The 12,551-nt window shown below is 71.7% G+C and carries 11 protein-coding genes and 1 pseudogene; 7 read left to right on the plus strand and 5 right to left on the minus strand.

What is annotated here, in order from left to right; all coding sequences use genetic code 11:
- Positions 1 to 21 precede the first annotated feature (21 nt).
- The 3 genes from ACH4SI_RS07890 to ACH4SI_RS07900 all read left to right on the plus strand — a co-directional run bounded on the left by ACH4SI_RS07890 (position 22) and on the right by ACH4SI_RS07900 (position 2,973).
- Positions 22 to 1,218 (plus strand): choice-of-anchor P family protein, encoded by a 1,197-nt coding sequence (locus tag ACH4SI_RS07890; protein WP_398293764.1) that lies wholly within the window; start codon positions 22 to 24, stop codon positions 1,216 to 1,218.
- A gap of 180 nt (positions 1,219 to 1,398) precedes the next feature.
- Positions 1,399 to 2,295 carry an integrase core domain-containing protein gene (locus ACH4SI_RS07895; RefSeq protein ID WP_398293766.1) on the plus strand — a complete coding sequence of 299 codons (897 nt, stop codon included), beginning with the start codon at positions 1,399 to 1,401 and terminating at the stop codon, positions 2,293 to 2,295.
- Between the two features lie 156 nt (positions 2,296 to 2,451).
- Positions 2,452 to 2,973: a pyridoxamine 5'-phosphate oxidase family protein gene (locus ACH4SI_RS07900; protein WP_398293768.1), complete on the plus strand. Its 522-nt coding sequence runs from the start codon at positions 2,452 to 2,454 to the stop codon at positions 2,971 to 2,973.
- Here ACH4SI_RS07900 and ACH4SI_RS07905 read toward each other — a convergent pair.
- Positions 2,960 to 3,121, minus strand: coding sequence for a hypothetical protein (locus ACH4SI_RS07905; protein WP_398293770.1), 162 nt, complete (start codon positions 3,119 to 3,121; stop codon positions 2,960 to 2,962). The genes ACH4SI_RS07900 and ACH4SI_RS07905 overlap by 14 nt on opposite strands.
- A 199-nt stretch (positions 3,122 to 3,320) precedes the next feature.
- On the opposite strand from ACH4SI_RS07905, the pseudogene ACH4SI_RS07910 reads away from it, so the two are divergent.
- Positions 3,321 to 3,818, plus strand: a pseudogene (locus tag ACH4SI_RS07910) (radical SAM protein); the annotation flags it as partial.
- A 9-nt stretch (positions 3,819 to 3,827) separates the two neighbouring features.
- Here the strand turns inward: ACH4SI_RS07910 and ACH4SI_RS07915 are convergent.
- The gene (locus ACH4SI_RS07915; protein WP_398293772.1) at positions 3,828 to 4,196 is read right to left on the minus strand and encodes a MerR family transcriptional regulator; all 369 of its coding nucleotides are present in this window, start codon (positions 4,194 to 4,196) and stop codon (positions 3,828 to 3,830) included.
- Positions 4,197 to 4,228: 32 nt separating this feature from the next.
- Positions 4,229 to 4,858 carry an SDR family NAD(P)-dependent oxidoreductase gene (locus ACH4SI_RS07920; RefSeq protein ID WP_398293774.1) on the minus strand — a complete coding sequence of 210 codons (630 nt, stop codon included), beginning with the start codon at positions 4,856 to 4,858 and terminating at the stop codon, positions 4,229 to 4,231.
- Between the two features lie 119 nt (positions 4,859 to 4,977).
- On the opposite strand from ACH4SI_RS07920, the gene ACH4SI_RS07925 reads away from it, so the two are divergent.
- Positions 4,978 to 5,484, plus strand: a complete 507-nt coding sequence (locus ACH4SI_RS07925; protein WP_398293777.1) for a GNAT family N-acetyltransferase — start codon at positions 4,978 to 4,980, stop codon at positions 5,482 to 5,484.
- A 404-nt stretch (positions 5,485 to 5,888) separates the two neighbouring features.
- Here ACH4SI_RS07925 and ACH4SI_RS07930 read toward each other — a convergent pair whose 3' ends face one another.
- Entirely contained in the window at positions 5,889 to 6,542 is a 654-nt protein-coding gene (locus ACH4SI_RS07930; RefSeq protein WP_398293780.1) for a HEAT repeat domain-containing protein, read from the minus strand.
- Between the two features lie 427 nt (positions 6,543 to 6,969).
- Between ACH4SI_RS07930 and ACH4SI_RS07935 the strand changes: the two genes are divergently transcribed.
- Together ACH4SI_RS07935 and ACH4SI_RS07940 are read left to right on the plus strand one after the other, a co-directional pair.
- Complete coding sequence (locus tag ACH4SI_RS07935; RefSeq protein WP_398293782.1) at positions 6,970 to 8,805, plus strand: 3-hydroxyacyl-CoA dehydrogenase family protein; 1,836 nt, start codon at positions 6,970 to 6,972, stop codon at positions 8,803 to 8,805.
- Between the two features lie 85 nt (positions 8,806 to 8,890).
- Positions 8,891 to 9,712: a TetR family transcriptional regulator gene (locus ACH4SI_RS07940; protein WP_398293785.1), complete on the plus strand. Its 822-nt coding sequence runs from the start codon at positions 8,891 to 8,893 to the stop codon at positions 9,710 to 9,712.
- Between the two features lie 852 nt (positions 9,713 to 10,564).
- Here ACH4SI_RS07940 and ACH4SI_RS07945 read toward each other — a convergent pair.
- The gene (locus ACH4SI_RS07945) at positions 10,565 to 12,427 is read right to left on the minus strand and encodes a glycoside hydrolase family 97 catalytic domain-containing protein (RefSeq protein WP_398293788.1); all 1,863 of its coding nucleotides are present in this window, start codon (positions 12,425 to 12,427) and stop codon (positions 10,565 to 10,567) included.
- Positions 12,428 to 12,551: the final 124 nt, after the last annotated feature.

The raw sequence follows: 12,551 nt of genomic DNA on the forward strand, positions 1-12,551 counted from the left end.
GCCGAAGGCGAAGTCATCGGCGTGGGCTATGACGGGAAGAAGAAGGTCTCCGGTCTGCTCGCCCAGACCGCCGGCAAGCGCATCACCACCATTCTGGCCAGCCGGGACAGCAGCTTCGCGCTGACCGACGGGGGCCAGCTCATCGCCGCCGGTGACAGCCCGTACGAGGAGGCCTCCGGCCTGGCCGCCAAGACCGCGGGCAAGCACATCACCGCCGTCGCCGCCACATGGAACCACGGTCTGGCGCTGACCGCCGACGGTGAGGTCATCGGCACCGGTTTCGACAGCCACAAGCCGATCTCCGGACTGATCGCCCAGACGGCGGGCAAGCGCATCACCGCCATCGCCGCCGGCGCGTGCCACAGTCTGGCGCTGACCGCCGACGGTCAGGTCGTCGGCGCCGGCTTGGACGGGGGAAAGCGGGTCTCCGGCCTGATCGCCCAGACGGCGGGCAAGCGCATCACTGCCATCGCCGCGGGCGGGCAGTTCAGCCTGGCGCTGACCGCCGACGGACAGATCATCGCCGCAGGTGAGAACCGCTTCGGGTTGGTCACGGAGCTGCCGGAGAAGACCCGCGGCAAGAAGGTCATCGCCATCGCCGCCGGCGAAGAAACCGCTCTCGCGCTGATCCAGCCCCAGCCCCGGATGATGACCGGTCGGGCGGCGGTGGCCGGCCTGCCACAGGCCTCCGACGTCAACGAGTTGGGCGCTTCCTTCATCCGCCCCTCCTTCTCCCCCGCCTCACAGCACACCACCGTCACCGCGGACAGCCTGCAGAAGGGAGAGAGCCAGTCGGTCCAGGTCTCCACAGGGGACAGCAGCGTCACCACCACCGTGAGCGGAGGCGTCCGCACCGTACGCGGGACCGTCACCGCCGCCAGCGCTCAAGCCGGCGACCACGCACCCCTGGTCGTCGACCTCACCGCCATGAGCCTGGACGTCACGGTCACCTCCACCGACGGCGAGCGGCCTTCCCCCGCAGTGCGTCTGACGTTCAACGAGATCACCGTGGGCGGCCGATCACAGCCCACCTCGCCTGCACCCAACACCACCATCCCCTTCGACGGCGGTGGCAAGGCCGTTCTCAACCGCCAGCAACCCAGCGACACGGGCATCCAGGTCACCGCTGTCACCCTCTTTGACAACAGCGGCCGTGAAGTCGCCCGCCTCGGCCATGTCGACGCGTACCTACCGGCCGACACCCCGGATCACCGGTAAGCCGCACGACGCCTGACGGTCCGCCCTCCGCCTCTCACCTGCCAGGAAGGCACCGGCAGCGACCACCACTCCGCCGTTCCCGTTCCTGCGTGTCGTCGCTCAGGGACGGGAACGGCTCGGTCATGTGAGCCTCGCGCTCACAGCATCCGGCAAGGGCGAGACCTGCGGATGATCATGCACATGAAGACCATCATGCCTGCGCTTGCCGAAAACATCATCCGCCCTGGTGGGAGGTGGTGTACGCGGTGTACGGGAGGTCGACCGGCGGAGTCTGCCCTTGCCGGAAACCTCACCCGTCCTGGTGGGAACGGTTCTTCGGGCCGCATCCTGGTGCTGCGCCTAGCGAAAGAGAACCCGAGCTGGGGGTACAGACGCCTACACGGCGAGCTGCTCGTGCTGGGAGTGAAGGTGGGCGCCTCCACTGTCTGGGAAATCCTGAAGGACGCAGGCATCGACCCGGCGCCCGAGCGGAACGCCAGTACCTGGGCCAACTTCCTTCGCAACCAGGCTGATGCCCTGCTGGCCTGCGACTTCATGGAAACAGTCACCCTGTCGGGGATGCGGATGTACGTGCTCGTGGTGATCGAACACCGCAGCCGCCGGATCCACGTCCTGGGCGCCACCGCGCATCCGGGCGCATCCTGGGTAGCGCAAGCGGCGAAGAACCTGGTCATGGACCTCGAAGACCTCGGCTACCGGGCACGATTCATGATCCGGGACAGGGACGGAAAGTTTTCCGAACTGTTCGATGCCGTCCTCAAGGACGCGGGGATCGACGTCGTGCTCAGCGGCATCCAGATGCCACGAATGAACTCGATCATGGAAAGGTGGATACAGACCTGTCGCCGCGAGCTCCTGGACCGGACGTTGATCTGGAACCAGCGGCACCTCCTCCACACCCTGCGCGAGTTCGAGCAGTTCTACAACGGACACCGACCACACCAGGGCATCGCGAACGCCAGGCCACTGCACCCCTTGCCCCCGCCGATCGGCGATCCCAACACGCTAACCCGCCTCGACATACGCCGACACGATCGCCTCGGCGGCATCCTCCACGAGTACCGACATGCAGCGTGACCTGCACGGATGAAGTTTCCGGCAAGGGCAGTCCCGGCGTTCGTCCTCCACCTGTTGCCATCCACGCAGCACCGAGCGCAACCCGCGCGGAGCAACCTCACCGCTGCTTCATCAATGACGACAAAGGGTGTCGGGTTTACGGCCGACGATGGACGTATGCGCGAAACCCCAGAAGAACTCAACAAGCTCCAGTCCCTCCTCGGCTCCTCCCTCTCCGGCTCGACCGCACACCTCCGCTCGATCGTCGAGGGCCGCACCATCACGGCGGCCCAGCTCACCGGGGTCCTCACCGGCATGTGCACGCTCGCCCTCTCCACGGTGACCGCAAAGGGCGAACCGCGGATCAGCGGCGCCGACGGGCACTTCCTGCACGGCCGGTGGCACTTCGGCACGGCGCGCAACGCCGCCAAGGCCCGTCATCTCGCGGCCCGTCCGGCCGCCAGCGTCGCGCACATGCGCGGCGAGGACCTCGGTGTGTTCACCCACGGCACGGTGGAGGAGCTGAACCCCGAGGACGCCGAAACCACGGCCGACTGGCAGGAACTCCTCGCCTACTTGAAGGACTTCTACGGCGACGACGACGCCTTCGACTGGAACGGCGAGGTCGTCTACTACCGGCTGCACCCGCACTGGATGACCGTCTACGCCCCCGACCTCGACAAGCTCACCGGCACGTGACGCCGGGCCCGTCGACGAGGGCCTGCACCTGCACGTACGTGGGTGCGGGGCCGGTCGACGGCGCGCCGTCGCGTACCGCCAGCGCCGTGGCGACGGCCTCGCCCAGCGCCCGCCGATACAGCAGCGACCCGAGGCTGCCCCGCCCCAAGCTCTCAACTCCTTCCCCAAGCTCTCAACTCCGCTTCGCTGCGTTCGAGCAGGGGGCCGCTCGGCGTCTTGCCGGTCCAGGGGACCAGGAACGGCAAGGTCGCGAGTTGGCCCCGAACCCACGGAAGCAACTCCGCAGAGCACGACGACGGACCCTTGAGTTTCCACCGAGAACCCTTCAGTTTGCGTGAACTTACGGGACGGTCTCCGTCGGCTTCACCGACGACGCGCTGTGGCACACCGTCGAACCGGGCACCCCCTCCCCCGAGCGGCGCCTCGACGCCGTACGGGCCCTGTCCGGGCACGGCGTCCCCTGCGGGGTGCTGATGGCCCCGGTGATCCCCTTCCTCAGCGACTCCCCCGAGCAGCTGCGCGCGACCGTCCGCGCCATCGCCGAGGCCGGGGCGACCTCCGTGACCCCGCTCGTGCTGCATCTGCGCCCCGGCGCCCGCGAATGGTTCACGGCCTGGCTCACCCGGCACCACCCGCGGCTGCTGAAGCGCTACGACGCCCTGTACGAGGGCGGCTCGTACGCGCCGAAGTGGTACCAGCGGCGGATCACCGGGATGGTGCACGACTTCGCCGCCGAGTACGGCATCGGCCCGTACGAGGCCGGGACCCACCGGGCCGTCCCTGCCCCTGCCCCTGCCCCTGCCCCTGACGACCCTGCGGGCCCGGCCCAGCTGTCACTGCTGTGAGCGGCGCGGTCACCGATGCGGGCCGTCGGCCTCCCTGGCCGGGGTGAGCGCCTCGGCCAGGCGGTCGCGGGCCTCGGTCTGGGCGGCGATCCGGGCGTCCAGGACGGCGAGCCGGGCCTCGGCGATCCGCAGCTTTCCCCGGGCCGGGGGCGCCGTCGCCATGTCGCCGTCCAGGCACGGGAGGAAGCAGCGGACGTCGTCCAGGGTGAGGCCCACCGCGAGCAGATGGCGGATGTTACGGACGCGGACGGCGGCCCGCTCGTCGTACTCGCGGTAACCGTTGTGCGCCCGTACGGACGTGATCAGCCCCGCCTGCTCGTAGTGGCGCAGTGCGCGCGGCGTCGTGCCCGTCGCCTTCGCCAGCTCCCCGATCCGCACCGGTCCCCCACCTCCGGTGCCGTTCTATCACCTCAACCGACGACGGCCCCGCCGTCGACGGGCAGGACCGCGCCGGTGATGAACGAGGCGCCGGGCGAGGCGAGTCGGCTGATCGCCCACGCCACCTCCTCAGGTCCTCCGATCCGCCCCAGCGGGGTGTGGGCGAGCTGCCAGGCACGCACCTCGGCCCGCCGCTCGGGCGACAGCCCCGAGTGGTCCGCGATCGGCGTCTCGATCGCCCCGGGCGCCACGGCCACCACCCGCACCCCGCGCGGCGCCAGTTCCACCGCCCAACCGCGGGTCAGCGTCTCCAGCACGGCCTTCGTCGCGGCGTAGACCGAGTTGCCCGGCCAGCCGCGCTGGCCCACCGCGGTGGACACGTTCACGATCACGCCGCCGCTCGCCTCCAGGGCGCCGAGGGCCGCCCTCGCGAGCAGGACGGGCGCGACCAGGTCGGTGTCGAGCTGAGCAGTGATCAGTTCCGGGGCGCTGTCCGCCAGGGATGCGGAGCGGACGATCGCCGCATTGTTCACCAGGACGTCGAGCCGTGCGTACGTCTCGACGACGTGACCGACGATGTCCTCGGCTGCCCCGGGCGCGTACGGGTGGATGCGGTCATGGCCGCGGGCCGTCTCCGCCAGCGGCTCCGGTGACGAGGGCAACGGGGTTCGATCGCGCGGCGTTTCCCATGGCGCAGATCGTGTGACCCTGCCGTCAGTGTCAAGGTCAAGCCACCTACGGTGGACGGCATATGAACGGGGCATGGATACGGGTAAGGGAGATGACCGAGGCCGACATCGACGCCGTGGCGACGGTGCGGGTGCGGGGGTGGCAGAAGGCGTACACGGGGCTGATGCCGCAGACGTATCTGGACGGCCTGAGCGTCGAGGAGGACGCCGAGCGGCGGCGGGAGTTCTTCTCCCGGGGGCTCGGCGACGTGGTCAACCTGGTGGCGGAGGACGCCACCGGCGAGGTGGTCGGCTGGTCGTGCTTCGGCCCGTACCGGGACCGCGATCTGCCGCCAGGGGACGCCGAGTTGTACGCCCTCTACGCGCACCCCTCCCGGCTGGGCACGGGCATCGGGCGCGCCCTCCTCGACGAGACCCGCCGCCGGGTCGCCGAGCGCGGCTTCCCCTATCTGCGGCTGTGGGTGCTGGAGGGGAACCGGCGGGCCCGGCGCTTCTACGAGCGGGCGGGGTTCGCGACGGACGGGGGCGCGGAGACGTACAAGGTGGAGGGGGCGGCCGTGCCGGAGGTCCGCTACGCCCTGCCGCTGCCCGGGCGTTAGCCCCGGCCCTGCTCTCGGGGCCCGGGGTGGCGCGGGGGCTTTCTCCCCCACCCCGCCCCTTCCCGAAACCGGGGCTCCGCCCCGGACCCGATGGGCGCAAGCCTGCGGCCCCAGCGAGGCCGAAGGCCACACCCCCAGCACGGGAGCCGCAGCGGAGCCCCGAGGAGGCGAGTCGGAGCCCCAGCGGCGTCAGCGGCAGACCCCCCCGGGGGGTGTCCCGGGGCAGAGTCCCGCCAGGAGGCCCGAAGGCGCAGCCTCGCCGGGGCCTGGGGCGCAAACCCGCCAAGACCCGGAGCACACCCCCGCCAAGACCGCGGCACAGCCCCGCCAGGAAACCCGTTGTGCAGTCCCGCCGGGGGCGCAGCGCCAGGGTGGGTGGGGCTCGGCCTCGGGATGGGTAAGGCTTAGCGGGCTGGGGCTCGGCCCTTGGTGGGGCGGTGGGGGGCCGGGTCCAGGTCGCCGCCGCCGCTGATGCGGGCCAGGGCGGCGGCGGCCGCGGCGCTGAGCCGTATGTGCTCGCCCGCCGCCTTCAGGGCGGGGATGGCGCGTTCGTCGCCGATCGCCCCCAGCCCCTCGACGCAGGCGCGCGCGATGGCCCAGTGCTTGTCGCGGGCGGCCAACTGGCGTTCCAGGGCGGCGACCAGGGCCGGTACGGATTCGGGGGCGCGGAGTTCGACGAGGAGCCGGATGGGGTGCAGGGAGTACGCGGTGCGCAGCGGGTTGGTGGCCAGGGCGGCGGCGGCACGGGCGGTGCGCGGGTCGCCGAGCCGGGCCAGCACCCGGGCGGCGGTCGCGCAGCGCGCGGGCTCGCGGTAGTTGAGGAGCAGGACGAGCGTTTCGAAGGCGCGACGGTCGCCCGCGCTGCCGAGGACGAAGGCGGCGGTCTCGCGGGCCCACAGCGGCTGCTCCGGCGCGACCAGGATGCGGGCGAGCTGTTCCCGCGCGGCGGGGGTGCCCTGCCGTACGAGCGCGAGCAGCGAGGCGTGTGCCGCCGTCTCCTGCTGCGATGTGAGCGAGGCCCGTACCCGCTCCGTCAGCGTCCGGAATTCGTCGTCCATGTCGAGGTCTCCCCTCCCCGGTGATCCGCGCCATCGCGCAGGACTCACAGTCGGCTCTGGCGTCTTGGTTACCCACGAGTTAATATGGCGACACGAGCAGCACCCCTGCTCGGGCGGCCTGGTGACGCAGCCGCCTTGTGTGACGTCGGTTCGGCAGTTTCAAGCAGCAGTACGGCATGGCCCCGGGACAGGGCCCGCCGTGTGTCTCCCACGGGCAGTTTCCTCCGTGCGGCGCTGTCCGCCAGGGAGCGTGCAAGCCCTTCCGTCGGAGTTTTCGAACGCGTGCCGGAGGAGAACCCGCAAGCGATGCCGGACGCCTGTCCGGAATGCGGTGTCGGTCCTCCGTTTTTCACCGGAAGCTCCCCTCGGTCGTCCCTCAGTCGTCACTTCATCCCCGTTTTCCGGGGAACACCCTCTGGAGTCCGCGATGGACCGTCTCCCACAGACCGGCGTCAGCACCACGTCCTCCTCTGCTCTCTCCCCCTCCAGGGCCCCGCTCACTACTGTTGCGGTCGTCGGGCTCGGCACGATGGGCACCGGCATCGCCGAGATACTGGCTCGTGCGGGGCGTCAGGTGATCGGCATCGACGTCGACGAGAGCGCCTGCCGCCGGGCCGTCACCGCGCTGGAGGTGGCCACCGCCCGGGCCGTGGGCCGCGGGCGGATGACCGAGCGCGAGCGGACGGCCGCGCTCGACCGCTTCCGCACGGCGACCGAGGTGTCCGCCGCGGCGGACGCGGATCTGGTCATCGAGGTGGTGCCCGAGGACCACGGCATCAAGCGCGAGGTGTTCGCCGCGCTGGACGCCGTCGTCCGGCCGGACACCATCCTGGCGACCGGCACCAACGCGCTGTCGGTGACCCGGCTGGCCGCAGAATCCGCCCGCCCCGAACGCGTGCTGGGGCTGCACTTCTTCAATCCGGCGCCCGCCATGAAACTGGTGGAGATCGCCTCCAGCGTGCTGACGGCGCCCACCGCCGTCGAGGCGGTCACGGCGCTCGCGCGCGACCTCGGCAAGGAGCCGGTCGCCCTCGGCGACCGGCCGGGCTTCATCGCCGACGGGCTGCTGTTCGGCTACCTCAACCAGGCCGCCGCGATGTACGAGTCGCGGTACGCGGCGCGCGAGGACATCGACGCCGCGATGCGGCTCGGCTGCGGGCTGCCGATGGGCCCGCTGGCACTGCTGGACCTGATCGGGATCGATACGGCCCGTACCGTCCTGGAAGCGATGTACGCGGCGTCCAACGACCGGCTGCACGCGCCCGCGCCGATCCTCGGCCAGCTGGCCGAGGCCGGGCTCGCCGGCCGTAAGGCGGGCCGCGGCTTCTATACGTACGAGGCGCCCGGCAGCGGCATCGCCGTCCCGGACGGCGCGGCCCCTAAGGCGCCGTCCCCGGACCTGGGCCGTCCGGTGCGCACGGTCGGCGTCGCGGGCTCGGGCACGATGGCGAGCGGCATCGCCGAGGTCTTCGCCAAGGCGGGCCACGAGGTGGTGCTGACCGGCCGTACGCGGGAGAAGGCGGAGGCGGCGAAGGCCCGTATCGCCAAGTCGCTGGCGCGGTCGGTGGCCAAGGGGCGGATGACGGAGAAGGTGCGGGAGCGGGCGCTGGCCCGGATCACCCCGGCCGACTCCCTCGACGCGTTCGCCGACGCGGACCTCGTGGTGGAGGCGGTGGCCGAGGAACTGGCCGTCAAGCAGGAGCTGTTCACCGCGCTCGACAAGGTCTGCAAGCCGGGCGCGGTGCTCGCCACCACCACCTCCTCGCTCCCGGTCATCGCCTGCGCCCGCGCCACGTCGCGCCCGCAGGACGTGATCGGCATGCACTTCTTCAACCCGGCCCCCGCGATGAAGCTGGTCGAGGTGGTGCGCACGGTGCTGACCTCGGACGAGGCTCGGGCCACCGTGCACGCCGTGTGCCAGGAGGTCGGCAAGCACCCGGTGGACTGCGGCGACCGGGCCGGGTTCATCGTCAACGCCCTGCTGTTCCCGTATCTGAACAACGCGGTGAAGATGGTCCAGGAGCACTACGCGTCGCCCGACGACATCGACGCCGCGATGAAGCTCGGCGGCGGCTATCCGATGGGCCCCTTCGAGCTGCTGGACGTGGTGGGTCTTGACGTCTCGCTGGCCATCGAGAAGGTGCTGCACCGCGCGTTCCGCGACCCGGGCCTGGCGCCCGCGCCGCTGCTGGAACACCTCGTCGCGGCCGGTTGCCTGGGCCGCAAGACGGGGCGCGGCTTCCGCGAGTATGCGAAGGCCTGAGCATCCGCTGGGCTGGGGCGGACTGCTGGAACCCCACTTTGGTCCGCCCCCGCACCGGCACTCACAAGCGTGTTACGTTCCCCACATGTCCCAGCCCGTAAAGGCCCCTCGTACGCAGCGTAACCGCTCGAACCCATCCGACGGCGGGGAGACCGCCGGCAGCCGCCGCGCCGCCGCCCAACGCTTGACCATGCGCCGCAAACTCGCGGCGGCCGCGATGGAGTTGTTCGCGACACAGGGGTACGAGGCGACGACGGTCGACGAGATCGCGGCCAGAGCGGGCGTGGCCCGACGCACGTTTTTCCGCCATTTCCGGTCCAAGGAAGAGGCGATCTTCCCGGACCACGACGACACGCTGGTGCGGGCCGCCGCGGTGCTGGATGCGGCACCGGCCCATGAGAACCCGCTGGACACGGTGTGCCGGGGCATCAAGGAGGTCATGCGCATGTACGCGGCCTCCCCGGCGGTCTCCGTAGAGCGCTACCGGCTGACCCGCGAGGTCCCCGCCCTGCGCGAGCGCGAGATCGCCTCGGTGGCCCGCTACGAGCGGCTGTTCACCCGCTACCTCCTGGGCCACTTCGACGAGGGCGCCCACCACGACGGCGACGACGACCCCCTGCTGGCCGAGGTCGCCGCCTCCGCGGTGGTCACGGCCCACAACCACGTGCTGCGCCGCTGGCTGCGGGCGCGGGGCGAGGGCGACGTCGAGGCCCAGCTGGACCACGCCTTCGCCATCGTGCGCGAAACCTTCGGCACCGGCATCGGCGCCGGCCGCCCCGCCCCGGCACGCCCGGCGGCGAGCGTGTCCTCGCCGGGCGAGGAGGAGGACGTGGTGGTGATGGTGGCCCGCACGGACGCCCCGCTGGGCGAGGTCATGCGAACGATCGAACGAGCCCTGAAGCGGTAGCCCCCACCCCGCCCCTTCCCGCAGCACCGGATATGCGGCTCCACCGCGCGGGGCTCTGCCCCGGGCCCCGGTCCTCAAGCTCCCCCAGCGACCGCTGGGAGGTGCCCCCTGGACGGGCGGGAAATCCAGCCCGTCCGGCGCTTGAGGGCAGACGCCCGGAGGGCGTGCGGCACCCCGAGCGCGGGGCCCAAGCGCGCAGCCCCCGCCGAGAGACCAGACGCACCCCCTTGCCGGGGCTCAGGGGCCCAGCCCCGGCAAGGGGGCCGCGCCGAGCCCCGTCCGGAGCCCAGGAGCGCCAACCCCGGGCGGAGCCCAGGAGCGCCAGCCCCGGACGGGGTCCAGGAGCACAGCCCCGGGCGGGGGCCAGGAGCACAGCCCCGGGCGGGGGCCGGGGGCGCAGCCCCAAGCGGGGCCCAGGAGCGCCAACCCCGGACGGAGCCCAAGAGCGCCAACCCCGGACGGAGCCCAGGAGCGCCAACCCCGGACGAGGGCCAGGAGCACAGCCCCGGGCGGGGGCCAGGAGCACAGCCCCGGGCGGAGCCCAAGAGCGCCAACCCCGGACGGAGCCCAAGAGCGCCAACCCCGGACGAGGGCCAGGAGCACAGCCCCAAGCAGGGCCCAGGAGCGCCAACCCCGGACAGAGCCCAAGAGCGCCAACCCCGGACGAGGGCCGGGGCGCAGCCCCCGAGCGGGGGTCCGGGGGCGGAGCCCCCGGTTACGGGAAGGGGCGGGGTGGGGCACAAAGCCCCGCCACCCCGCCCCCCCCTGATGCCAGGGGCGCAACCCGAACGTGGCACCGGGGCCGTCACCCCGGGCGGAGCCCAGGAGCGCAGCCCCGGGGCGGAGGCGCCGCTAGGTCGCCGGGGTGAGGCGGACCGCGTAGCCGCCGTTCTTCGGCACGGTCACCGACAGCCGCGACGACGCCGTGACCTCCTTGGTCTCGGTGACGATCTTGCCGTCCGGGCCGTCCCGGTACAGCTCGGCCCGCCACGTCCCACGGCCCAGGAAGGACAGCGGCTCGTCCAGGGTGCGGGCGGCGCCCGAGGTGATCGCGCCGAGGTACCAGTCGTCGCCGGAGCGGCGGGCGAGGACCGCTCGGTCGCCCGGGTCGCCGTCGACGAGCCGGGTGTCGTCCCACACCGTGGGCAGGTCGTCCAGGAACGTGAGGGCGGCCGGGTGGGCCTCGTACGACTCGACGCTGTCGGCGAAGTGCTGCACCCCGGACTCGTACACCACGGACAGCGCCAGCTCGGCGGCGTCGCTCGTGGGCCGCACGCCGGTGAAGGTCACCGGGGTGAAGTCCATGGGCCCGATGAGGTTCCGGGTGAAGGGCAGCGTCGTGTAGTGGGCCGCCGGGAAGGGCTCGCGGCCCGGCTTGGGGCGGGTGCCCTCGGCGCCCTTGACCGCCTCGACGCTCATCATCTGCGGCCAGGTCCGCTCCTGCCCGCGCGGAATGGTCGCGCCGTGGAAGTTCAGCATGAGCCGGTGCTTCGCGCTGTCCTTGAACACGGCGTCGTACCACCGCATCCGGTCCTGGCCGTCCGACTCCAGGAAGTCGATCTTCAGCCCGACGATCCCCCAGGATTTGTACTGCGCGAACAGCCGGTCCCGCTCGCTCTGCTGGTCGATGGTCTGCCAGCGCACCCAGGCCCAGATGCCGACGCCCTTCTCCTTCGCGTACGCCGTCAGCTCGGGCATCCAGTCGTTGCTCCAGCCGGAGTCGACCAGGACGTACTCCCAGCCCTCCCGGGCGGCGAAGTCGACGAACTTCTTCTGCGCGGCGAGGCTGGACGGGCTGTTGCCGTCCGACCACCACGACCAGGCCGCCTTGCCCGGCTTGATCCATGAGGTGTCGGCGACCTTCGACGGGGCGGCGAGGTCGGTCGGTAGGTCGCTTTCCGTGACGGTGGCGAGGTCGCCGATGACCATGGTGCGCCACGGGGTGGTGAGCCCGGGGCTGCTGACCTCGGCGGGGTCGGGGAGGGTGAGGTGGAAGCGGTCGGTGGCGGCGTCGAGGGTGAGCCGGGAGCCGCCGTACGAGCTGTTCAGGTCGGCTTCCTCGACGAGCATCCAGCTCTTGCCGATGTGGAAGAGCGACGGATAGCCGTAGTCGCCCGCCTCGGCGTCGGCGACGCTCCCGCGGTCATGGGCGGACTCGTAGTCGGAGCGCCCGTTGTCGTACGGCAGCAGATACGAGTCGGCGGTCGGCGGCACGGCGAACTCCGAGCTCTCGCCGAGCACGGTGACCGTGTCCTTGCCCGGCAGGGCGTACCGGTACGCCAGCCCGTCGGCCGAGACGCGGACGATCACCTTCAGCGTCCGGCCGTCCTTGCGGAAGGTGAAGGTCGACTCGGAGGCATCGGAGGTGTGCCGGGTCCGGCGGCCGGTGGTGGTCGTGTAGGTCTCGTGGACGGCCCGGTCGCTGCGCCCGGCGAAGCGCAGTCCCTTGCCGTAGTCGGTGTCGGCGGTGCGGATGCCGAGCGCGGAGGGGCGCAGGACGGTGGTGGAGCCGTGCCGGGCGGTGAGGGTGAGGCCGCCGTCGCGGGTGAGGCTGAGCTGCCCGCTGACCTGTCCCTTCCCGGTCAGTCGCCAACTGCGGGCGTCGGGCGGACCGTTCGACGGGCCCGCGGCTTCGGCTTGGAGCGGTACCAGGACGGCCGCCGCGCAAGCGGCGGCAGCCAAGGCCGTGGTGACTCTGGATCGTGCGACGCGCATCGTTCCCTCCCACGGGAGCTGAGGCGATACATCAGAGACACCAGAGCAATACATCAGATCTATCCGGCGCCTTGACGCATCATTAGCCGCTTCCTACGCTCCCGTCTAGCCAAATCATCGGACC

Source organism: Streptomyces sp. NPDC021212 (genome assembly GCF_044332925.1).
Classification (GTDB): Bacteria; Actinomycetota; Actinomycetes; order Streptomycetales; family Streptomycetaceae; genus Streptomyces.

Coding starts and splice junctions, on each gene's coding strand:
- ACH4SI_RS07895 (WP_398293766.1), top strand. CDS start 1,399: ATGAAGACCATCATGCCTGCGCTTGCCGAAAACATCATCCGCCCTGGT.
- ACH4SI_RS07900 (WP_398293768.1), top strand. CDS start 2,452: ATGCGCGAAACCCCAGAAGAACTCAACAAGCTCCAGTCCCTCCTCGGC.
- ACH4SI_RS07925 (WP_398293777.1), top strand. CDS start 4,978: ATGACCGAGGCCGACATCGACGCCGTGGCGACGGTGCGGGTGCGGGGG.
- ACH4SI_RS07930 (WP_398293780.1), bottom strand. CDS start 6,542: ATGGACGACGAATTCCGGACGCTGACGGAGCGGGTACGGGCCTCGCTC.
- ACH4SI_RS07935 (WP_398293782.1), top strand. CDS start 6,970: ATGGACCGTCTCCCACAGACCGGCGTCAGCACCACGTCCTCCTCTGCT.
- ACH4SI_RS07940 (WP_398293785.1), top strand. CDS start 8,891: ATGTCCCAGCCCGTAAAGGCCCCTCGTACGCAGCGTAACCGCTCGAAC.
- ACH4SI_RS07945 (WP_398293788.1), bottom strand. CDS start 12,427: ATGCGCGTCGCACGATCCAGAGTCACCACGGCCTTGGCTGCCGCCGCT.